Origin of the sequence: Enterococcus sp. DIV0970a (genome assembly GCF_051711265.1) — a bacterium.
GTDB lineage: Bacteria > Bacillota > Bacilli > Lactobacillales > Enterococcaceae > Enterococcus_D > Enterococcus_D casseliflavus.
Genome location: NZ_JBIOMF010000001.1, coordinates 1963113 through 1986163, shown reverse-complemented (window position 1 = coordinate 1986163; position 23051 = coordinate 1963113). Strand labels below are relative to the sequence as shown.

Annotated in this window: 18 protein-coding genes, 1 riboswitch and 1 other annotated feature; of the genes, 17 read left to right on the top strand and 1 reads right to left on the bottom strand. The window is 43.0% G+C overall.

The window, feature by feature from the left end:
- The first annotated feature begins 47 nt into the window (after positions 1–47).
- The 14 genes from purM (at position 48) to IGK14_RS09465 (ending at position 19999) form a co-directional block, all read left to right on the top strand.
- Positions 48–1094: a phosphoribosylformylglycinamidine cyclo-ligase gene (purM, locus tag IGK14_RS09530; protein WP_010749591.1), complete on the top strand. Its 1047-nt coding sequence runs from the start codon at positions 48–50 to the stop codon at positions 1092–1094.
- Positions 1091–1675: a phosphoribosylglycinamide formyltransferase gene (gene purN / locus IGK14_RS09525; protein ID WP_010749592.1), complete on the top strand. Its 585-nt coding sequence runs from the start codon at positions 1091–1093 to the stop codon at positions 1673–1675. The genes purM and purN overlap by 4 nt, the downstream gene beginning before the upstream one ends.
- Entirely contained in the window at positions 1668–3203 is a 1536-nt protein-coding gene (gene purH, locus IGK14_RS09520) for a bifunctional phosphoribosylaminoimidazolecarboxamide formyltransferase/IMP cyclohydrolase (RefSeq protein ID WP_015509884.1), read from the top strand. The genes purN and purH overlap by 8 nt, the downstream gene beginning before the upstream one ends.
- Before the next feature lie 16 nt (positions 3204–3219).
- Positions 3220–4506 carry a phosphoribosylamine--glycine ligase gene (purD, locus tag IGK14_RS09515; RefSeq protein ID WP_010749594.1) on the top strand — a complete coding sequence of 429 codons (1287 nt, stop codon included), beginning with the start codon at positions 3220–3222 and terminating at the stop codon, positions 4504–4506.
- Between the two features lie 169 nt (positions 4507–4675).
- Positions 4676–5590, top strand: a complete 915-nt coding sequence (locus IGK14_RS09510) for an aldo/keto reductase (protein WP_010749595.1) — start codon at positions 4676–4678, stop codon at positions 5588–5590.
- A 210-nt stretch (positions 5591–5800) separates the two neighbouring features.
- Positions 5801–6778 (top strand): GMP reductase, encoded by a 978-nt coding sequence (gene guaC, locus IGK14_RS09505; RefSeq protein ID WP_005230038.1) that lies wholly within the window; start codon positions 5801–5803, stop codon positions 6776–6778.
- 121 nt (positions 6779–6899) lie between these two features.
- Positions 6900–8000 carry a non-hydrolyzing UDP-N-acetylglucosamine 2-epimerase gene (gene wecB, locus IGK14_RS09500; protein ID WP_010749597.1) on the top strand — a complete coding sequence of 367 codons (1101 nt, stop codon included), beginning with the start codon at positions 6900–6902 and terminating at the stop codon, positions 7998–8000.
- 390 nt (positions 8001–8390) lie between these two features.
- A riboswitch (M-box (ykoK) riboswitch) is annotated at positions 8391–8562 on the top strand.
- Positions 8563–8749: 187 nt separating this feature from the next.
- Complete coding sequence (gene mgtA / locus IGK14_RS09495; protein WP_010749598.1) at positions 8750–11341, top strand: magnesium-translocating P-type ATPase; 2592 nt, start codon at positions 8750–8752, stop codon at positions 11339–11341.
- 434 nt (positions 11342–11775) lie between these two features.
- Positions 11776–12885, top strand: a complete 1110-nt coding sequence (gene pdhA / locus IGK14_RS09490) for a pyruvate dehydrogenase (acetyl-transferring) E1 component subunit alpha (RefSeq protein ID WP_005231936.1) — start codon at positions 11776–11778, stop codon at positions 12883–12885.
- A 2-nt stretch (positions 12886–12887) separates the two neighbouring features.
- Positions 12888–13865, top strand: a complete 978-nt coding sequence (locus tag IGK14_RS09485; RefSeq protein ID WP_005230047.1) for an alpha-ketoacid dehydrogenase subunit beta — start codon at positions 12888–12890, stop codon at positions 13863–13865.
- 25 nt (positions 13866–13890) lie between these two features.
- Positions 13891–15537 carry a dihydrolipoyllysine-residue acetyltransferase gene (locus IGK14_RS09480; protein ID WP_010749599.1) on the top strand — a complete coding sequence of 549 codons (1647 nt, stop codon included), beginning with the start codon at positions 13891–13893 and terminating at the stop codon, positions 15535–15537.
- Between the two features lie 7 nt (positions 15538–15544).
- On the top strand, positions 15545–16951 hold the full coding sequence (gene lpdA, locus IGK14_RS09475; protein WP_005230052.1) for a dihydrolipoyl dehydrogenase: 1407 nt from the start codon (positions 15545–15547) through the stop codon (positions 16949–16951).
- Between the two features lie 110 nt (positions 16952–17061).
- Positions 17062–17315 (top strand) — a binding site (T-box leader).
- A gap of 50 nt (positions 17316–17365) precedes the next feature.
- Positions 17366–18637, top strand: a complete 1272-nt coding sequence (locus tag IGK14_RS09470) for an O-acetylhomoserine aminocarboxypropyltransferase/cysteine synthase family protein (RefSeq protein WP_010749600.1) — start codon at positions 17366–17368, stop codon at positions 18635–18637.
- Between the two features lie 162 nt (positions 18638–18799).
- Complete coding sequence (locus tag IGK14_RS09465) at positions 18800–19999, top strand: MFS transporter (RefSeq protein ID WP_010749601.1); 1200 nt, start codon at positions 18800–18802, stop codon at positions 19997–19999.
- A 72-nt stretch (positions 20000–20071) separates the two neighbouring features.
- Here the strand turns inward: IGK14_RS09465 and IGK14_RS09460 are convergent, their stop codons facing one another.
- Entirely contained in the window at positions 20072–20596 is a 525-nt protein-coding gene (locus IGK14_RS09460; RefSeq protein ID WP_154694507.1) for a type 1 glutamine amidotransferase domain-containing protein, read from the bottom strand.
- Positions 20597–20784: 188 nt separating this feature from the next.
- On the opposite strand from IGK14_RS09460, the gene IGK14_RS09455 reads away from it, so the two are divergent.
- The 3 genes from IGK14_RS09455 (at position 20785) to IGK14_RS09445 (ending at position 22945) form a co-directional block, all read left to right on the top strand.
- Entirely contained in the window at positions 20785–21690 is a 906-nt protein-coding gene (locus IGK14_RS09455; RefSeq protein WP_010749604.1) for a hypothetical protein, read from the top strand.
- Between the two features lie 206 nt (positions 21691–21896).
- The gene (locus IGK14_RS09450; protein ID WP_008381425.1) at positions 21897–22169 is read left to right on the top strand and encodes a UPF0223 family protein; all 273 of its coding nucleotides are present in this window, start codon (positions 21897–21899) and stop codon (positions 22167–22169) included.
- Positions 22170–22177: 8 nt separating this feature from the next.
- Positions 22178–22945, top strand: coding sequence for an inositol monophosphatase family protein (locus IGK14_RS09445; RefSeq protein WP_010749605.1), 768 nt, complete (start codon positions 22178–22180; stop codon positions 22943–22945).
- Positions 22946–23051 lie beyond the last annotated feature (106 nt).

The following is a 23051-nucleotide window of genomic DNA, read 5'->3' as shown; positions in this document are numbered from 1 at the left end:
ATGAGCTGAATGAAGAAAAGCGGATGAATGATTGAGGAGGAACGAACGTGGCAAATGCATATGCAAAAGCCGGTGTCGATGTCGAAGCCGGTTATGAAGTAGTCGAACGGATCAAAAAGCATGTGAAACGAACAGAACGTCTAGGCGTGATGGGGGCAATCGGGGGTTTTGGTGGCTGTTTTGACTTATCATCGTACCAATTGAAAGAACCAGTACTCGTTTCTGGGACAGATGGTGTAGGAACTAAGCTTTTATTGGCGATCCAGCAAGAACAGCATACAACGATCGGCATTGATTGCGTCGCAATGTGCGTGAATGATATCGTCGCTCAAGGGGCAGAACCTATCTACTTCCTTGACTATGTTGCAGTCGGTAAAAACGATCCTGCAAAGATCGAACAAATCATTGCTGGTGTCGCAGAGGGCTGTGTGCAAGCGGGTGCTGCCCTGATTGGTGGGGAAACCGCTGAAATGCCGGGAATGTACCAACCAGAAGAATATGATCTTGCTGGCTTTGCCGTAGGAATCGTCGAAAAAAGTCGCTTGATCACTGGAGAAACCATCAAAGAAGGCGATGAGCTGATTGGTTTGCCTTCATCAGGCATTCACTCGAATGGGTACTCTTTAGTCAGAAAAGTCTTTTTTGAACAGCATGGCTATACAGGAGCAGAAACATTTGCAGAACTTGACAACCAAACACTTGCAGAAAGTTTATTGACGCCAACGAGAATTTACGTGGATGCATTGAAGCCTTTATTGACAGAAGGATTGCTAGCTGGAATTTCTCATATCACTGGTGGCGGCTTTGTTGAAAATATCCCGCGGATGCTGCCTGAAGGTCTGGCGGCAGAAATCTCCTTAGACACTTGGCCGCAGTTGCCGATATTTGATCTGATCGCTGCTCATGGCGCGATTCCTCACCAAGAAATGTTCGAGATTTTCAACATGGGGATCGGTATGGTCTTAGCCGTTGCGCCAGAAAATGTTGCGGCAGTAATGGCGCTTCTATCTGCCAATGAAGAACCAGCGTATCGGATCGGTAAAGTGACGAAACGTGACAACGAAGCTGTCTGCTTTAAAGAGGCAGTCCGATGAGGATCGCCGTCTTTGCTTCTGGAACGGGCAGCAATTTTACAGCGATCGCCGATGCGATCCAGGCTAATGAAATCAAAGGGGCGCAGATCGGATTGGTCTTTTCCGATAAACCTGCAGCGCCAGTGATAGAAAAAGCCCGCGCAAGAGACTATGAAACGCTTGTCTTGGAGCCAGCGGCTTTTGCGTCAAAAGCAGCCTTTGAAAGGAAATTGATCGAAGAATTGCAGTATCATGCCATCGATTTTATTGTTTTAGCTGGGTATATGCGGATCATCGGGAACACCCTATTATCCGCTTATGAAGGCAGAGTCATCAATATCCATCCCTCGTTGTTGCCGAGCTTCCCAGGCAAATCTGGGATTGCCGATGCCTTCGCTTATGGCGTGAAAGTGACGGGGGTTACGGTTCATTATGTCGATGCTGGCATTGATACAGGGCCAATCATTGCCCAAGAAATCGTTCGGATTGACACCGACGATACGTTAACAAGTGTGACAGAGAAAATTCATCAAGTGGAACACCAAATCTATCCAGCTGTTTTAGCTGAAATTGTGGAAAAGGGGCTATCAAATCGTGAATAAACGTGCATTAATCAGTGTGTCTGACAAAGAAGGACTGGTACCATTTGTCCAAGAATTGACCAATTTAGGATTTGAGATCATTTCAACTGGCGGGACCAAAACCGTCTTGGAGGAAGCAGGGCTTCAACCGATCGGCATCGAAGCGATCACAGAATTTCCTGAAATGATGGACGGTAGGGTAAAAACGCTACATCCGCGGGTGCATGGTGGTCTGTTAGGGCGACGTGATCTGCCTTCTCATATGGAGGCAATGGCTGAGCACGGTATTTTACCGATCGACCTCGTTGTCGTCAATCTTTATCCATTTAAAGAAACGATCAGCAAGCCTGATGTCACAGAAGCCGACGCAATCGAAAATATCGACATCGGCGGACCAAGCATGCTGCGTTCTGCGGCGAAAAACCATGCCTCAGTAACTGTTGTCGTTGATCCCAAGGATTACGACTGGGTTTTAACTGAGCTGAAGGAAGGCAATACGACGTTGGCATCAAGAAAGAAATTAGCTGCCAAAGTCTTCCGTCATACCGCAGCCTACGATGCCTTGATTGGTGAATACTTGACCAAAGCGGTGGCCGAAACAGAAACGGAGAACTTGACGAAAACCTATGTTTTGAAACAAACATTGCGTTATGGTGAAAATAGTCATCAGAAAGCTTCCTTCTATCAAGACGCATTACCCGTGCCCTATTCGATTGCCAGCGCAAAACAAATCCACGGCAAAGAATTGTCTTACAACAACATTAAAGATGCTGACGCTGCCTTACGGATCGCAGAAGAATTTACAGAGCCAACTGCAGTAGCCCTAAAGCACATGAATCCATGTGGAATCGGAAGTGGAGAAACGATTGCTGAAGCTTTCCAAGAAGCTTACGAAGCAGACCCAGTGTCGATTTTTGGCGGGATTATCGTCTTAAATCGTCCAGTTGATGTGGCAACTGCGCAGCAGCTGCAGCGGATTTTTCTTGAGATCATTATTGCACCTGCATTTGAAGAAGGAGCACTTGAAATCCTAACGAAGAAAAAAAATCTGCGCTTGCTGGTTGTTGATTTCGAAAAAGCAGCCAAACAGCCAGAAGTTGTCTCTGTCCTTGGGGGCTTATTGGTGCAAGAACCAGACGATCAAATGGAGTCACCAGCAGATTGGACCGTGGTGACCAAAAGACAGCCGACACCAGAAGAAATCGCAGCCTTGGCATTTGCTTGGAAAGCGGTGAAACACGTGAAGTCCAATGCGATCGTTTTAGCCAATCAACAGCAAACCGTCGGGATCGGTGCTGGTCAGATGAACCGCGTTGGTTCAGTGAAAATCGCTGTGGAACAAGCCCGTGAAAACAATAAATTGGCTGGTTCAGTGCTGGCAAGCGATGCCTTTTTCCCGATGGATGACAGTGTCGAATATGCAGCACAACAAGGAATCAAAGCGATTATTCAACCTGGTGGTAGTATCAAAGATCAAGAATCGATCGACATGGCAGATAAGTACGGTGTGGCGATGGTCTTTACTGGTGTTCGTCATTTTAAACACTAAGAAATAGGAGAAGACGATGAAAATACTTGTTATTGGTAGTGGTGGCAGAGAACATGCCGTCGCAAAAAAGTTTCTGCAAGACCCTCAAGTTGAAACAGTCTTTTGTGCAAAGGGCAATCCTGGAATGCGAAAAGACGGGATCGTGACAGTCGCAATTGAAGAGTCCGATCATGAAGGTTTGATTGCTTTTGCTCAAGAGCAGGAGGTTGATTGGACCTTCGTTGGTCCAGAAGTTCCATTACTAAATGGCATCGTAGATGATTTTCAGGCGGCGGGCTTGGAAATTTTTGGTCCCAATCGACAAGCAGCGATGATCGAAGGATCAAAAGAGTTTGCCAAAGAATTGATGCGTGCCAATCACATTCCAACAGCTGACTATCAAAGCTTTACAGATAGTGCGCAAGCAAAAGCATATATCCAACTTAAAGGTGCACCGATCGTTATCAAAGCGGATGGCTTAGCGGCAGGCAAAGGCGTAGTTGTTGCTGAAACCGTTGATGAGGCGAATGCAGCTGTCGAAGCGATGCTGGAGCAAAATGCTTTTGGTGAAAGTGGTGCAAAAGTGGTGATCGAAGAGTTTTTGGCTGGCGAAGAGTTTTCGCTCTTGGCGTTTGTTAAGGACGAAGCCGTCTATCCAATGGTCATTGCCCAAGACCATAAACGTGCGTTTGATGGCGATTTAGGGCCGAATACAGGTGGTATGGGGGCGTACACACCAGTACCGCAGATTTCGCAAGAAATGGTCGATCAAGCGGTCAAAGAAGTTTTACTTCCTGCAGCAAAAGGGATGATTCGTAATAAGACACCATTTACTGGTATTCTTTATGCAGGTCTGATTGCTACTAATGATGGACCGAAAGTCATTGAATTTAATGCTCGTTTTGGTGATCCAGAAACGCAAGTCGTGTTAAGTCGTTTAGATAGTAGCCTGGCACAGATCATTGATGATCTCTTGCAGGATCGAGAGCCCGCGATCCGCTGGAACCAAGCGGCTTCGATCGGTGTCGTGATTGCATCGCAAGGATATCCTGGCAAGTATCAGCAAGGAATGCCTGTTCCATCTCCTCAAGGAGAAGGAACACAATTCTTTTATGCAGGAGTGGAGGAGACTACTGATCAAGGCGATTTGACGGCAGCTGGTGGTCGTGTTTTTCTTGTGGAAGCTTCAGCTGAGGATTTAGCTACTGCACAAAAGAACGTCTATGAAGCAATCAATAAATTGCCTTTGTCGGGTTTGTTTTATCGAAATGACATTGGTGACAAAGCCTTACACTATAGCAACTCATCAAAGGCGATGAAGTAAAGAACGTTTCTATGCGTAATGCAAATTAAAAGTAAAGGATGACTGCCAGTAAAACCGATCGGTTGTGCTGGTGGTTTTCATTTTATAGGAGGTTTTTTTGACGTTGGTGTAGCGTTTTCATCTTGTTGTGCTAAAATAAGAATGTAGTTTAAATAAGGAGGAACTTTACGTGAAAAAAATTAAATTCGGTCCCACTGATTTAGAAGTATCTAGCGTGATTTTAGGCTTGATGCGAATCAACAATGCCAAAGACCCAGTGAAAGTATTGATGACAGCGATTGAAAATGACATTACCTTTTTTGACCATGCCGATATCTATGGGCGCGGGGAGTGTGAAACGATTTTTGCGGAAGCGTTAGCAAAAACGGATGCCAAAAGAGAAGAGTTGTTCATTCAATCAAAATGTGGCATCGTTCCAGGTGAAATGTTTGATTTTTCGAAAGAGCATATCATTTCTTCCGTGGAAGGTAGTTTACAGCGTTTGAAAACCGATCATTTGGATGCGCTACTATTGCATCGCCCTGATACTTTGTTTGAACCAGAAGAAGTGGCAGCTGCCTTTGATCAATTAGAAAAAGACGGCAAAGTGAAATACTTCGGTGTCAGCAATCAAAAACCTGGTCAAATCGAATTGTTGAAAAAATATATTTCCCAACCTTTAGTAGCGAATCAGCTGCAATTCGGGATCATGCATACGGGAATGATCGATCAAGGAATTCATGTCAACATGACGGATGCTGGTAGTGTCGATCATGATGGAGAAATTCTTGAATATTCTCGCTTGCATGAGATGACGATCCAAGCTTGGTCTCCGTATCAATATGGTTTCTTCGAAGGTGTCTTTATCGGTAACGAGAAATTCCCAGAGTTGAACGAAAAATTGACCGAACTAGCGGACAAGTATCAAACGACACCAACAGGTATTGCTTCTGCGTGGATCTTACGTCACCCTGCAAACATGCAAGTGATTGCTGGAACGATGACCCCACATCGGATCGAAGAAATCGCGCAAGCATCTTCGATCGTATTGACCCGCCATGAATGGTATGAGGTGTATAAAGCAGCAGGGAACATCTTGCCGTAATTTATTAGTAAATCCCGTTTTTTTCAGTACTTATAAGGATGAATGTTCGCAAAAGACGAACATTAATCCTTTTTTTTCAAAAAGTATTTCTAAAAAGCTTGTATTTCACTTCTAGGTGGTTTAAATTGTTGTGGGCGTTAAAAATAGGCTGAGGCCATTTGATGCTTGCTTCACTCTTAGTAAGATTTGGAGGATATTTTTATGTTTGACATGAAAGTTTTTGATTACGAAGATATACAACTGATTCCTAACAAGTGTATCGTGAACAGCCGTTCAGAATGTGATACCACGGTGACATTAGGCGGACACTCTTTTAAGATGCCTGTCGTTCCTGCAAATATGCAAACGATTATTGATGATTCGATCGCAGAATTTTTAGCTGAAAATGGCTATTTTTATATTATGCACCGCTTTGATGAAGAAGCACGGATTCCATTTATCAAAAAAATGAAGAGCCGTGGCTTGATTGCTTCTATCAGCGTAGGTGTCAAAGAAAATGAATATGCCTTTGTGGAAGAACTAGCTGACAAAGAGCTTGTTCCTGATTTTATTACGATCGATATTGCTCATGGCCACTCAAACGCCGTGATCAATATGATCCAACACATCAAGAAGCATTTGCCAGCAACGTTTGTGATCGCTGGAAATGTTGGAACGCCAGAAGCAGTTCGTGAATTGGAAAACGCTGGTGCAGATGCAACGAAAGTCGGCATTGGACCTGGGAAAGTTTGTATCACAAAAATCAAAACTGGTTTCGGGACTGGCGGCTGGCAGTTAGCAGCACTACGCTGGTGTGCCAAAGCTGCTCGCAAACCAATCATTGCAGATGGCGGCATTCGGACACACGGCGATATCGCTAAATCTGTCCGTTTCGGTGCAACAATGGTCATGATCGGTTCGTTGTTTGCAGGTCATGAAGAATCACCTGGTGAAACGAAAGTAGAAAACGGTGTTGTGATGAAAGAATACTTTGGTTCTGCATCGGAATTTCAAAAAGGCGAAAAGAAAAACGTGGAAGGAAAGAAAATTTGGATTCAATACAAAGGTTCTTTGAAAGACACGTTAGTTGAAATGCAGCAAGACTTGCAGTCATCGATCTCTTATGCAGGTGGAAAAGATTTAGAATCGATTCGTAAAGTTGATTACGTAATCGTGAAAAATTCGATTTTTAATGGAGATACGATCTAAACAGGATACTAAAGAAGCGACCTTCTATTGGTCGTTTCTTTTTTTGTAAGAAGAACCATTTTGTTTTTCTGTTTTCTTCGTTATAATAGAAGCAACGAAGAGTAGAGGAGCGGGTGACCAAATGACAATCAAAGTGATGTCAGTGTTCGGTACCAGACCGGAAGCCATCAAAATGGCGCCACTAGTAAAGGAATTGGAAAACGACCCGCGTTTTGAATCGATCGTTGTGGTGACGGCGCAGCATCGAGAAATGTTGGATCAAGTATTAACGGTTTTTGAGATCACACCAGACTATGATCTGGATATTATGACTTTAGGGCAAACTTTAACAGGGATCACCACCAAAGTTTTACTAGATCTAGAACCGATCCTGCAAAAAGAAACTCCTGATATCGTGCTGGTTCATGGGGATACGACCACCGCTTATGCAGCCGCAACGGCCGCCTTTTATCAGCAAATTCCTGTGGGGCATGTGGAAGCCGGTTTGCGCACATGGAACAAAAAATCTCCTTATCCAGAGGAAGCCAATCGTCAATTGATCGATGTCTTAGCTGATTTTTACTTTGCGCCAACTTCCCAAAGCAAAAAAAATCTGCTGGCTGAAAACCGCAATGAGGCTGCGATTTATGTAACAGGTAATACCGCCATTGATGCGATGCGTTATACGATCTCGGAGGAATACCAGCATCCAGAACTTTCCGCAGCAGATCAAACCATGATCCTATTAACAATGCATCGTCGAGAAAACTTAGGTGCTCCGATGCAGCAGGTCTTTCGTGCTTTGGCGCAGATCGCAAAGGAGAAGCCAACGATCAAAGTGGTTTTCCCTATGCACAAGAATCCCCAAGTCCGAGGGATTGCTCAGGAAATTCTTGGGGAACTAGCAAATGTTACGTTGATTGAGCCTTTAGATGTCATTGATTTTCATAACGTTGCGAATCAAAGTACCTTGATTTTGACGGATTCCGGTGGTGTCCAAGAAGAAGCGCCGTCATTAGGCGTTCCTGTTTTGGTCTTGCGAGATACAACAGAGCGTCCAGAAGGCATTGCTGCAGGTACGTTAAAACTGATCGGTACGTCTGAAGCTGCGGTTTATCAGGAAACAAAGCGACTTCTAGAAGATCCAGAAGCTTACAATGCCATGGCACATGCAGAGAATCCATACGGCGATGGGAAAGCAAGCCAGCGAATCCTGCAGATTTTAGCCGATCATTTTTCATGAGAGCTAGAGTAAATAATAATTCTCCCAGTATAGGGGAACATAGAGAAAGAGGCAGCTGTTTGTTAAATGGCTGTCTTTTTATATACATGAAACCTGCGGGAACGCCGTTTCCATTTTTTCGTTGATTGTGACAAACGAAGAAGCTTGATTAAGTGTGAGTTTCGCTTTGAAAGGATTTCTGTTCATCTGCTCGTATATAAAGGTTTATCAAGTATAAAATCACATCAGTTCTTTAACGTTGTTATTTTATTGTAAGACCTTTCATTTGAAAACCTATGGAAAACTTTGAAAAAAGGGTACTTTTTTCCTTAGATACTGTTGACATTGGTTAGGATAGCAGTTATTATGTGGGTAGTTGGAAGAAAGACTTCCGACGAACTGACATTTTATACAAATAATTGTTAGGTGAGGCTCCTATATGGACACAAGCTGCTGCCGCAAAAGCATCGAGAGATGCTTAGTTGGTAGGACAGGTCTAATCGTGAAGGTTAAACCCAAAGCAGCTGATAGCAAATTTGCTATCTACGCCCTATAGTGCTAAAGCTCTACAATGATCATGAGTTTTTTACGCATGCTTATTGGGAGCGTGCGTTTTTTTGTGTCTTTTGCGCGCGTTCCACAGTGACTTACCTAATAAAAAGAAAGGAAGATTCACATGGAATACCCCAGTCCCCAGATGAAACAGCGGAGTAGTTATCGAATCGCTAGGGGTGGCGTAAGCAACTCCTAAGTGCTAGGAGGAAAAAAAGATGTTAAAAAAACTATCGAAAGATCAAGAACTAAAATTACTTGCAAAATTGACCGAAAGAGAATTATTGATGGAGATGCGGACCTCCTTTCAAGGGTTATCGGAAGAAGATGCTGCAGAACGTTTAGCAGAGTATGGTCCAAACAAAGTCGACGCACAAAAACCAACACCCGCTTGGTTGATGATCTTAGGCGCTTTTAAAGATCCCTTTGTGTTAGTTTTAGCCCTATTAATGATTATTTCTTTTGTAACAGGCGATATTGAAGCAGTGATCGTGATGGGAATCATGATTTTAGCCAGTGTCATGATTACTTTCGTCCAAGAATACCGTTCCCAAAAAGCAAGCTTAGCGTTAAAAGAACTTATTGAAAATACTTGTTCCGTAACCAGAGATGGAATCACGAGAGAAATTCCAATGGATGAAGTCGTTCCTGGAGACATCGTCACCTTAGCAACTGGCGACATGATCCCTGCGGATGCGATCTTGATTTGGACCAAAGATTTATTTATCAATCAATCTTCATTAACAGGCGAATCAATGCCCGTTGAAAAATTTGTCGATGCTGGGATCAAAGAAAGCGATGAACAAATTTCTGCACTAGATATGCAAGATCTTGTTTTCATGGGTACCGATGTCTTAAGTGGTCAAGGAAAAGCCATTATTTTGAAAACCGGTCAAAGTACATTCTTTGGCGATATTGCTAAAAATGCGACCACGAAACGCGGCAAAACAACCTTTGAAGATGGCTTAACGAAAGTCAGCAAGCTATTGTTGCGAATGGTCATGGTTCTTTTCCCAATCGTTTTACTGATTAATGGATTAACCAAGGGTGATTGGGGCGAAGCGTTGTTCTTCGCGATTGCAGTAGCAGTTGGTTTGACGCCAGAAATGCTACCAATGATCGTTACCAGTAACTTAGCCAAAGGGGCGATCTCTTTATCAAAAGAAAAAGTGATCGTCAAAGAATTGCCTTCGATTCAAAACTTAGGTGCAATGGATGTCCTATGTACCGATAAAACGGGTACGATCACCGAAGATCGTGTCGTGCTGGTACAACATTTAAACCCGTTTGGCGTAGAAGATAAACAGGTTCTTGATATGACCTATTTAAATTCTTACTATCAAACAGGGTGGAAAAACCTGATGGATATCGCAGTCCTAAACTACTATGAAGAAGAAGGTTTGGCAGCGCCATTTAACGATGTGACAAAAATCGATGAGATTCCTTTTGACTTTTCACGTCGTCGCTTGACGGTTGTTGTCAATGCGGATGGTCATCAACTGATGGTCACAAAAGGTGCAGCTGAAGAAATGGAACAAGTCTGCAAATACGTAGAAGTTGATGGCAAAGTGATGGAATTGACTCCTCAATTGAGAGAGCAATTACGTCAAGTGAACCTGCGCTTGAATAAACAAGGAATGCGCGTGTTGACAGTTGCCGTAAAACGCGATGCTCACGCAGATGCCGTTTATTCTGTAGCAGACGAACAAGACATGATCATGATTGGCTTTATGGGCTTCTTAGATCCAGCAAAAGAAACAGCCAAAACAGCGATTGCTTCTTTACACGGTCATGGCATCAATGTCAAAGTGTTGACTGGAGATAATGCGATCGTTGCGCAAAAAGTTTGCCGAGATGTTGGTATCGATGCAGATGAATACTTATTGGGAACCGATATTGATCATCTATCAGATGAAGAGTTAGCAGCGAAAGCTGCAAAAACCAATCTGTTTGCAAAATTAAACCCAATGCAAAAATCACGAATCATTGAAACCATTCAAGCAGCAGGCCATACAGTCGGCTTTATGGGAGATGGCATCAACGATGCGCCTGCTTTACGCACGGCAGATGTTGGCATCTCGGTTGATACAGCAGCGGATATCACCAAAGATGCCAGCTCGATCATTTTATTAGAAAAAAGTTTAAATGTCCTTGATAAAGGGGTCATCGAAGGGCGCAAAGTATTTACCAATATGATGAAGTACATCAAAATGACGTTGAGTTCGAACTTCGGGAATGTCTTCTCAATCTTAGTTGCTAGTGCCTTTTTACCTTTCTTACCAATGTTGTCCATTCAATTGTTGGTTCAAAACTTGGTGTACGATATGGCACAATTGACGATTCCATGGGACAACGTAGACAAAGCAGAGTTAGAAAAACCAGTCAAATGGCAAGTGGGCGGACTATTGAAGTTTACCGTCGGCATTGGACCGGTCAGCAGCATCTTTGATATTTTGACCTTCTTTGTGATGTGGCATGTCTTCAGTGCAAATACGATCCAAGAGCAAGCCTTGTTCCAAGCAGGATGGTTTATGATCGGCTTAACGACACAAACCTTAGTTGTTCACATGATCCGAACAAGAAAATTACCATTTATCAATAGTATTGCTTCACCGGCAGTCCTGATCTCCAGCGTCCTAGCAATTGCAGTTGGCTTCTTAGTTATCTTGACGCCATTGCACACCGTCTTCGATTTTGCGGCGCTGCCATCAAGCTACTGGCCATGGTTTATTGGTATCAATTTCGCTTATTTAGTAACAGTTGAATTTGCCAAACGCATTTACATTCATGTAACGAAAGAATGGATTTAAAAAAACAGGTCGGCGTTCTTCCTATGGAGGGGAGAATTGCCGATCTGTTTCTTTTTATCCGATCTCTGTATTATTTTTTTCTCATCTTAAGAAAATTCTTTTTGATTCAAGTCGAATCCTTCACAAGTAATAAAAGGAGGTTAATGGTAAATCTGTTTAGCCAAAGGATGATTGCTGTACTATTCTTAAATAAAAAAAAGAATCTGAAAAGAAAAAATTGAAGAAAGCGATTGCTTTAATGTGATTAATTTCACTAATGTTTTCTTAAGAGTTGCTACAGTGGGAATTGTTTTATTAAAAAAAATACCCTTTTCACTTGTCATTTTCGAAGTTAAATGATAATTTATAAGAGTAAATGAAATTTCGATAGTACAGATTTAAACCCTGTTACATACGAAAGTGAATTTTTATATCAGAGAGGAAAGTGTGTCAAGATGGCAAAAAAACAAAAAGCACTTGATTTCCAAGCGATTTTGGAGCAAGTCAATGCAGATTTTCCAACTTACCAAGCTTTGGACAAAGACGGGAAAATTGTAAATCAAGAGTTAGTACCGGATTTAAGTGACGACGAATTAGTTGAATTGATGACTCGTATGGTATGGTCTCGTGTATTAGACCAACGCTCAACTGCGTTAAACCGTCAAGGTCGTCTAGGTTTCTTCGCGCCAACTGCTGGACAAGAAGCAAGCCAATTAGCAAGTCAATTTGCTTTTGAAAAAGAAGACGTTCTATTACCTGGTTACCGTGATGTACCACAATTGATCCAACACGGTCTGCCATTGAAAGAAGCGTTCTTATGGTCACGTGGTCACGTTGCTGGGAACCTTTACCCAGAAGATTTAAAAGCATTGCCACCACAAATCATCATCGGTGCACAATACGTCCAAGCAGCCGGCGTTGCTTTAGGATTGAAAAAACGCAATAAGAAAAATGTTGTATTCACTTATACAGGTGATGGCGGTTCTTCACAAGGGGACTTCTATGAAGCAATCAACTTTGCAGGGGCATACCATGCAAACGCTGTATTCTACATCCAAAACAATGGTTTTGCGATCTCTACACCTCGTGAAGTACAAAGTGCGGCACCAACATTGGCACAAAAAGCAGCAGCAGCTGGGATCCCTGGTATCCAAGTTGACGGTATGGATCCATTGGCAGTGTACTATGTTTCTAAAGCAGCTCGTGAATGGGCAGCAAACGGCAACGGTCCTGTATTGATCGAAACCTTGACTTACCGTTACGGTCCACATACATTGTCTGGTGATGATCCAACCCGTTACCGTTCAAAAGACATGGACAGCGAATGGCAACAAAAAGATCCATTGGTACGTTTCCGTACTTACTTAACTGAAAAAGGACTTTGGTCTGAAGAAAAAGAAGAACAAGTCATTGAACAAACAAAAGAAGAAATCAAAGCAGCGATCGCTGAAGCTGACCGCGTGCCAAAACAAAAAGTTTCAGATTTCTTGAAAAACATGTTTGAAGTTCAACCACAAAACATTAAAGAACAAATTGCAACTTACGAAGCGAAGGAGTCGAAATAGTCATGGCACAAAAAACAATGATTCAAGCAATTACAGATGCCTTAGCTGTTGAAATGGAAAATGACAAAGAGATTTTAGTCTTTGGTGAAGATGTCGGTAAAAACGGCGGGGTTTTCCGTGCAACAGAAGGTTTACAAGAAAAATTCGGCGAAGATCGTGTCTTCGATACCCCTCTTGCTGAATCTGGTATCGGCGGCTTGGCTTTCGGTTTAGCATTAGAAGGTTTCCGTCCAGTTCCAGAAATCCAATTCTTTGGTTTCGTATTTGAAACCTTTGACGAAATCGTTGGTCAAATGGCGCGTACTCGTTACCGTATGGGTGGTACACGTAATTTACCAATCACTATTCGTTCACCATTTGGTGGCGGTGTGCACACACCAGAATTGCACTCAGATAACTTGGAAGGATTGATCGCTCAATCACCTGGTATCCGTGTCGTTATTCCATCAAACCCATATGATGCAAAAGGATTATTGATTGCTTCTATCCGCAGCAATGACCCAGTTGTTTTCTTAGAGCACATGAAACTTTACCGTTCATTCCGTGAAGAAGTGCCAGAAGAAGCATACGAAGTTCCTTTAGACAAAGCAGCAGTAACTCGTGAAGGTTCTGATGTTTCCATCATCACTTATGGTGCGATGGTTCGTGAAGCAATCAAAGCTGCTGACAACTTAGCGAAAGAAAACATCAACGCTGAAATCATCGACTTGCGTACAGTTGCTCCTCTTGATGTTGAAACGATCATCAAATCAGTTGAAAAAACTGGTCGTGTGGTTGTCGTTCAAGAAGCACAAAAACAAGCAGGCGTTGGCGCTCAAGTCGTTTCTGAAATTTCTGAACGTGCGGTTCTATCACTAGAAGCTCCAATCGGACGCGTGTCTGCACCAGATACGATCTTCCCATTCGGTCAAGCTGAAAACATTTGGTTGCCAAATGCAAAAGACATCGAAGACAAAGTGAAAGAAATCGTGAACTTTTAATAGTTGAAGAAGGGAAGAATAGAAAATGGCATTTCAATTTAAATTACCGGATATCGGTGAAGGAATTGCAGAAGGCGAAATCGTAAAATGGTTCGTCAAAGCAGGGGATACCATCAATGAAGATGATACCTTACTAGAAGTTCAAAATGATAAATCAGTGGAAGAAATTCCATCTCCAGTAACAGGAACAGTGAAAAACATCGTTGTCCCTGAAGGTACAGTCGCAAACGTTGGGGATGTCCTTGTTGAGATCGATGCACCAGGACATGAAGACAACGAAGGCGATGAAGGTGTAGCAGCAGAGTCTCAAACACCAGCAAAACCAGCGGCAGAACCTACAACGGAAACGGCTGAAGCATCAGCTGGTTCTTCTGAAGGCGCAGGCGTTTTCCAATTCAAATTACCAGATATCGGTGAAGGTATTGCAGAAGGTGAAATCGTAAAATGGTTCGTTAAAGCAGGAGATACCATCAATGAAGATGATACGTTGCTTGAAGTTCAAAACGACAAATCAGTGGAAGAAATTCCATCTCCAGTAACAGGAACAGTGAAAAACATCGTTGTTGCTGAAGGAACAGTCGCAAATGTTGGGGATGTTTTAGTTGAAATCGACGCACCTGGTCACAACAGTGCGCCTGCTTCATCAAGCACATCTGCAGAAGCACCAAAAGAAAAAGTGGAAACTTCTGGTTCAGCAAGTGTTGTTGAAGCAGCAGATCCTAACAAACATGTCTTGGCTATGCCTTCTGTACGTCAATTCGCTCGCGAAAAAGATGTTGATATTTCTCAAGTATCAGCAACAGGTAAAGGCGGCCGTGTAACAAAAGAAGACATCGAAAACTTCCTATCAGGTGGCGGACAAGCTGCAAAAGCTGAAACTCAAGCTCCTGCGAAAGAAGAAACAAAAGCTGCAGCAACTGAAAGCAAACCAGCAGCTCCAGCAAAAGCCTTCAAATCAAACTTAGGTGATTTAGAAGAACGTGTGGCCTTAACACCTACACGTAAAGCAATCGCTAAAGCGATGGTAAACAGCAAACAAACAGCACCTCATGTAACCTTGCATGATGAAGTTGAAGTAACAAACCTATGGGATAACCGTAAGAAATTCAAAGAAGTTGCTGCTGCAAACGGCACAAAACTTACTTTCTTACCATATGTTGTGAAAGCATTGACTGCAACAGTGAAAAAATTCCCTATCTTGAATGCGTCGATCGATGATGCAAAACAAGAGATCGTATACAAAAACTATTACAACATCGGTATCGCAACAGATACTGACCATGGTTTGTATGTACCAAACGTAAAAGATGCAGATCGTAAAGGCATGTTTGCTATCGCCGATGAAATCAACGAAAAAGCAAAACTTGCTCATGACGGCAAATTAGCTGCAGATGATATGCGTAACGGTACCATCACGATCAGTAACATTGGTTCAGTTGGTGGCGGCTGGTTCACACCAGTAATCAACTACCCTGAAGTAGCTATTTTGGGTGTAGGTACGATCGCGCAACAACCAATCGTAAACGCTGAAGGCGAAATCGTTGTCGGACGTGTGATGAAACTTTCATTAAGCTTCGACCACCGTATCGTTGATGGCGCAACAGCGCAACAAGCAATGAATAATATCAAACGTCTATTAGCTGATCCAGAGCTATTAATGATGGAAGGATGATTAACAAATGGTAGTTGGAGATTTTGCTGTTGAATTAGATACAGTTGTAATCGGTGCGGGACCTGGCGGCTATGTAGCTGCCATCCGCGCTGCTGAAATGGGACAAAAAGTAGCAATCATTGAAAGAGAATACATCGGCGGCGTTTGTTTAAACGTTGGTTGTATCCCTTCAAAAGCTTTGATCGCTGCAGGTCATCATTACCAAGAATCTTTGGATTCAACAATGTTTGGTGTAACAAGTGAAAATGTTTCCCTTGATTTTACCAAAACACAAGAATGGAAAGACAACAAAGTCGTTAAAACGTTAACTTCTGGCGTTGGTTTCCTATTGAAAAAACATAAAGTTGAAACAATTGAAGGAGAAGCTTTCTTCGTTGATGATCACACATTGCGTGTCATCCACCCAGATTCAGCACAAACTTACTCTTTCAACAATGCAATCATCGCAACAGGTTCTCGTCCAATTGAAATCCCTGGTTTCAAATTCGGCGGACGTGTCCTTGATTCAACTGGCGGATTGGCATTAAAAGAAGTTCCTAAAAAATTCGTTGTTATCGGTGGCGGTGTCATCGGTTCTGAACTAGGTGCAGCGTATGCAAACCTAGGTGCAGAAGTAACAATCCTTGAAGGTTCTCCTCAAATCTTGCCAACCTATGAAAAAGACATGGTCAAATTGGTTGAAGAAGACTTTGCGAAAAAAGGTGTAACAGTCGTTACCAACGCAATGGCGAAAGAAGCAATTGACAATGGCGATAGCGTAACTGTGAAATATGCCGTAGATGGTAAAGAAGAATCAGTTACTGCTGATTACGTGATGGTTACTGTTGGCCGTCGTCCAAATACTGATGACATGGGCTTGGAACAAGCAGGTGTTGAAGTAGGCGAACGCGGATTGATCACGGTTGACAAACAAGGCCGTACCAACGTATCAAACATCTACGCAATTGGTGATATCGTTCCTGGTGCTGCATTAGCACATAAAGCCAGCTACGAAGCAAAAATCGCTGCTGAAGCAATCTCTGGCAAAAAAGTTGCCGTTGATTACAAAGCGATGCCTGCAGTTGCCTTTACTGACCCAGAATTGGCTTCTGTCGGTATGACCATCAAAGATGCCAAGGATGCTGGAATTGAAGCAAAAGCATTCAAATTCCCATTCTCAGGTAACGGTCGTGCGTTATCTCTAGGAAAAACCGAAGGATTCATTCGCTTAGTAACAACGGTTGAAGACAATGTGATCATCGGTGCGCAAATTGCTGGTTTAGGAGCAAGCGATATGGTTTCAGAACTTGCTCTTGCTATTGAATCTGGCATGAACGCAGAAGATATCGCGTTAACCATCCATCCACATCCATCTCTAGGTGAGATCACAATGGATGCTGCTGAGTTAGCTCTAGGTTTACCAATCCACATTTAAGCTTTTTGAAACTCGTTCATCATTTGGTGAACGAGTTTTTTTATCACCAAAAATAAAGCGATCCTAAGCTATTGACAGAATCTTCTGTAAATGATACGATGCTCTTAATGTTTCAACTGTTGATGAGGAAAGTACATTGATTTGGCAAGCCTAGAGAGTCTTCGTAGGGTGCAAGAAGAACTTGTAGAATCAATCGAAAATGGCCTCAGAGGTGATCTTCTGAACTTGTACGAAAGATAAGAAGATCCGGGTGCGCCCGCTATCGCGTCAGAGTATAACGACGTTTATTTGTCGCGTACTTGCTGAGAAGCATGCTGGAAAGTCTGCTTGAATAAAGGTGGTAACACGTAAACACGTCCTTTGATATCTCGATATCAGAGGGCTTTTTTATTTGTATTATTAAGGAGGAATAGTATGACAGAAAGATTTGAGACGATTCAATTACACGGAGGACAAACACCAGATCCTACCACAGGGAGTCGCGCCGTACCCATTTATCAAACCACATCGTATGTGTTTGAGGACGCAGATCAAGCGGCAGCGAGATTTAGTCTTAGTGAGAATGGCAATATCTATACCCGTATTACCAATCCGACAACGGCTGTTCTAGAAGAACGATTAGCCCTCTTAGAAGGCGGTGTCGGTGCGTTAGCAACGGCTTCTGGCTCAGCAGCGATCACCTATGCGATTTTAAATCTTGCACAAGCAGGAGATCATATCGTTTCGGCTGCTTCAATTTATGGGGGGACCTATAATTTATTCGCTCATACGTTGCCAGATTTTGGCATCACTACAAGCTTTGTTGATAGTGAAGATCTGGCAGCACTAAAAGCAGCCATCCAAGAAAATACTAAAGCAGTTTTTCTAGAGTCTTTAGGCAATCCAGATATTGATATTGCCGACTTTAAAAAGATTGCAGCGATCGCTCATGAAGCAGGGATTCCCCTCATCATTGACAATACCTTTGCGACTCCCTATCTGTTTCGAGGATTTGAGCATGGGGCGGACATCGTCGTTTATTCCACGACAAAATACCTCGGTGGTCACGGTGCTGCTTTGGGAGGGGCCATTATCGACAGCGGCAACTTTGATTGGACAAATGGCAAATTTCCCAAGCTGGTTGATCCCGATCATAGCTACCATGGAATCTCATGGGTAGAAGCCGCTGGTAACGCTGCCTATATCACTCGAGCACGAACGATTCTTTTACGGGATACAGGCGCTGCGATTTCTCCCTTCAATTCATGGGTGTTGCTGTTAGGCATCGAGACGCTTTCGTTGCGAATGGAACGTCATGTAGAAAATGCGCAACAAGTTGCTGAATTTTTAGCCAAGCACTCGGAAGTCTCTTGGGTTCATTTCCCAACACTGCCGGACAGCCCCTATTTTGAACGGGCGCAGGAGTATTTCCCCAAAGGGACCAGTTCCGTCTTTTCCTTTGGATTAAAGGGTGGGGCAGAAGCAAGCAAAACCTTTTGTGGCGCAACCAAGCTCTTCTCTTTGCTGGCAAATGTCGGGGATGCAAAGTCCTTGATCATCCATCCAGCTTCGACGACCCATTCCCAGCTTAGCGTAGAAGAACTTGCAGCAGCCAAAATTCGTCCAGAGACGATTCGCCTATCCATTGGATTGGAAAACATCGACGATCTATTGGAAGATCTCACGCAAGCCTTCCAACAGCTCTAAATAGTTGAAGCAGTAGGAAAAGCGCAGGATACTATGCTGCGCTTTTTTGTTGCTGGTTAGTGTTTCAAATAAAACTGCGGTTTCTGTTGATAGAAGGATAGTAAATCCATCGGTTCTATGCTATATTTAGTTGCTAAGGAATATGGATAAGGTGGGGGATGTATGCGTAATCATGCAAGTGACAAGAGGATTCGGTTTTACTACACAAGTTTGCAATTTCTTTATTGGATGATGTTTTGCTCAATCTATGGCTTTGCGACCCTTTTTTTGATTTATTTCAAGGTCGATCCAGCAAAAATTGGCGGTATTTTAGCCTTAGTCAATATTGCGTCTACGATTTTGCAGCCCTTCATCAGTCAAGTCATTATCAAAAAAAGTAAAGTACCACTGATCGTTGTCTTGAAAACGATGACAATCGGCGTGGTCGCGGTGCTCTTAGCAGGTGTGATTGTCCCTGCATTATCAATACTGACCTATGTTTTAGGAGGGGTTTTGCTCGTTTCCATGCAGTCCTTTCTCAACGCCTTGGCGTTTGAATACACGAATAGCGGCAACAAAATCAATTTTGGCTTTTCCCGTGCCGGTGGGTCACTAGGATTTGCGGGTACCTCCTTTTTACTGGGGCAGCTCTTAGAGGAGTTTTCGGCAGCCCTTTTACCAATGATCGCTATCGGGCAAGCCGTTTTGTTTCTCATTATTTTGCTTTTGCTGCCAGCGATCAAGAAGCCAGAAATGCCCGTGATGCATACAGAACAAAGTCATTCAGGTGCCTTTTTGAAAAAATATCCTTTTTTACTCTTTCTCTTTGTCGGATTTAGCTTTCTCTTCAGCTTCCACACGATGATCAACAGTTTTTTGGCACAAATTTTTGCCGATATTGGCGGTGGCAGTAAGGAAGTTGGCATCGCCCTGATGGTTGCGGCGTTATGCGAATTGCCGGGCATGATTTTCTTTGAACAGTTAGTGAGGATACGGTCTAGCCGTTTTTGGCTGTTGCTGTCCAGTGTTGCCTTTGCCATTCGTGGGGTGCTGATGCTGTTGATCAGCTCCATCATCCTGATGGAAATGAGCCATTTGATGCAAGGGGTTAGTTTTGCCTTGTTTATTCCTGCTTCTGCTTATTTGTTCAACCATAGTTTGGCAGATGAAGACCGGGTTTTTGGACAAACGATCATCATTATCGCTACCACGATCGGTGGCGTGATCGGCAACCTTTTAGGGGGGATGCTGATCCAAAGCTTCGGTGTCTGGGAAATGCTTTTGATTGGGACTGGGTTTGCCGTTTTGGGTGCTGCATTGACCTTTATCGGTGTGAAAAAAATCCCTAAAAGCAACAAAAAATTAGCGATCATAAGCGAATGATCGATAGGTAGAAAAAAGAGTTGCGGCCGTATTTCCTTCGGTCGCAACTCTTTTGAATCTGATCAATGGGTACTATTTCTTTTCTAAAACAGCAATAAATTCCCGCATATAGTCTGGTAGATCTGGGGGACGGCGGCTGGAAACGATATGTCCATCCGTAACCACAGGTGTATCGATCCATGTGGCTCCAGCATTTGTCATATCATCTTTGATGCCTGGTGTACTGGTAACCGTCTTGCCTTGCAGGATATTCGCAGAAATCAAGACCCAGCCTGCATGACAGATTTGTCCAATGATTTTTTGGTCTTTGTCCATCGTTCGCACGAAAGAGATGACCTCTGGGAAACGCCGTAATTTATCAGGTGCCCAACCACCCGGAACTAAGATGGCATCGTAGTCATCGGCGTGAATATCAGAAAAAGCATAGGCTGATTCTGCGGGTACACCATATTTGCCAATATACGTTTTATGCGCTTCTTCACCGACTAAATCGACTTGTGCGCCTTCTTCCCGTAACCGATGGACCGGATACCAAAGTTCTAAATCTTCGAAATCATTGTCGACTAAGGCAATGATTTTTTTGTTTTCTAAACGCAAGAGAATTCCTCCTTTTTCTTGTTATTCTTACTGTAACATCATGCCAAGGGAAACACCAAAAGTATGCTTCCTGAAAAATGCCAAGAAGCTATTCTGAGAATGGTCGTTCAGAGAAATGATATTGATGTAAGCGTTGTAATCATTAGGGGAGTAAGCGATAATAAAAGAAAGCCAAAGGAGGCGAAGATATGGAAGCATTCGAAAAAGCACGAAAATTTATTTACAAAAACGCGCGCCCTTTAGACCTTGCTCGTTGGCAGTACCATTTTGAAAATGGATCTCGCGAGGCTGTATTACAGGCGTTACAAGTCTACCAAAATGAAGATGGTGGTTATGGGCATGGTTTGGAACCTGATTATTGGAATCCCAATAGTACACCGATTGCAGTGTGGGAGGCATGTCGAATTTTACGAGAGCTTGAATGCCTTCATTCGTCAAATCCACAAGTCCAAGGGATTCTAAGGTATTTAGCTAGTGGAAAAGAATTTTCTAAAGGGAAATGGTTCAACCAAGTGCCGTCAACGGTATCCTATCCGCATGCGATTTGGTGGGAGAGTCCTGTGGGCGTGCCAGCAGACAACCCAACGGCCAGTCTAGCTGGTACGATCTTAAGAACAGGCGAAACGACCCTCTATCAAAAAGCACAAGAAATCGCCGAAACAGCAGTTGCAAGTTTTCTTAAGGAGCCAACAGGTGAAATGCACACATTAGTCGTCTATCTAGAATTATTACAAGACTGTGAAGAAATCCAGTATCAGCCTGTTTTAGCAAATGAACGCTTTCTCGAGATCTTATTCTGGCAAATTCGCCATGCAGTCTCAAACGAGCCAGAAGAGTGGTTCACATCTTATGTCAGCAAACCTTCAAATTTTTTCTTTACAAGAGAGCAGCTGCTTGGGATTTTTAGTGAAGAAATATGTAAAAAAGAAGCCGAAGAAATTTTAGAACACCAACAAGCAGACGGATCATTTGTCATTCCATGGCAATGGGGAACGGATTACCCAGAGTTTTTCATTAGTAAACAGTGGTGGAAATCAATTGCTATCATTAAAAATTTTTTGTTCTTGCGGGCTTTTCTAGACGAACCTTTTTGACATCGGTCATCTTTTAATCAGCGATCTCGTTGAAAGAACAAAGGAATTTCCTTCTTATTTGAGATTCATGGAGTTCAGCTTCTAGAAATCCAAATAGTTTGTAAACCAGAGGTACATTCATTGCCAGAATGTACCTTTTTGCAGCGGAGGCTCTGACCTATTTTCAATTTTGTGGTACACTGAATAAGATGAATAGGAGTGGTAATATGCGGGATTATCAATATCCTCTGGACTTAGATTGGTCGACGGATGAAATGGTCGTCGTCATGAAGATGTGGGAACGGTTAGAACAAGCCTATGAAAAAGGCCTTCCTAGCAGCACGTTTCTTGAGGCGTATCAAGCCTTTAAGAAAGTCGTTCCCAGCATTGGCGAGGAACGCCGTTTAGGTAGAGAATTTGAAGAACTATCAGGCTATTCGTTATACCATGCCGTGCAGGCAGCGAAAAAGACTGAGGGAAAACTAAAAATGAAAGGGTAGATCAACGAATGCATGAAATCGTTAATGAAGTTCGCCAGTGGATGATCGCTGCAGGCGAAAGGATCAAAGACAATTTAAATAAAGAAGACTTGGTGGTCGAGACAAAATCAGGACGGAAAGACTTAGTGACAGAATTGGATAAAGCCACGCAAGATTTTCTGATTGGTAAGATCCAATCCTATGATCCGGATGCCAAAATTTTAGGTGAAGAAAACGGACTGGACACACTTGCCGACATGAGTGGACGGGTCTTCATCATTGATCCGATCGATGGAACCATGAATTTCGTGTTGGAAAAAGAAAACTTTTGTATCATGATCGCGATCTACGAAGAGGGCAAAGGGCGCTTTGGCTTTGTCTATAATGTCATGAAAGATGAATTCTTATGGGGGGGTCCAGAGATTGGTGTTTATAACAATGGCAAGAAGATCGAACCGCCGAAAGATATTGCCTTATCCGAGGGTCTCGTTGGCTTGAATTCACCCATGTTGATCCATAACCGCCACCACGAAACTGAAGTCAGTGACAAAGCATTAGGCATTCGTATGACTGGATGTGCTGGGGTAGAGTTGATCGCCCTCGCTAAAGGACAAAGAGCAGGCTATCTTTCTCATCTTGCGCCATGGGATTATGCGCCAGGGGGTGTTTTGTTAGAAACCCTTGGATTAAAAATGGCAAACATCAAAGGAGAGCCACTATCCCTGAATGGACGGGAATTGTTTGTCGGCGGTACACCGAAAGCTTTCGAAGAATTATTGGCGATCGTTAATCAATAAGAAAAAAACCAGATATTTTATTAATATCTGGTTTTTTCTGTAAAAATGAAAACTTTGCACTATATTTCAGAAAGAAATTCTGGTATAATGGCTTGTCGAGTGCAAT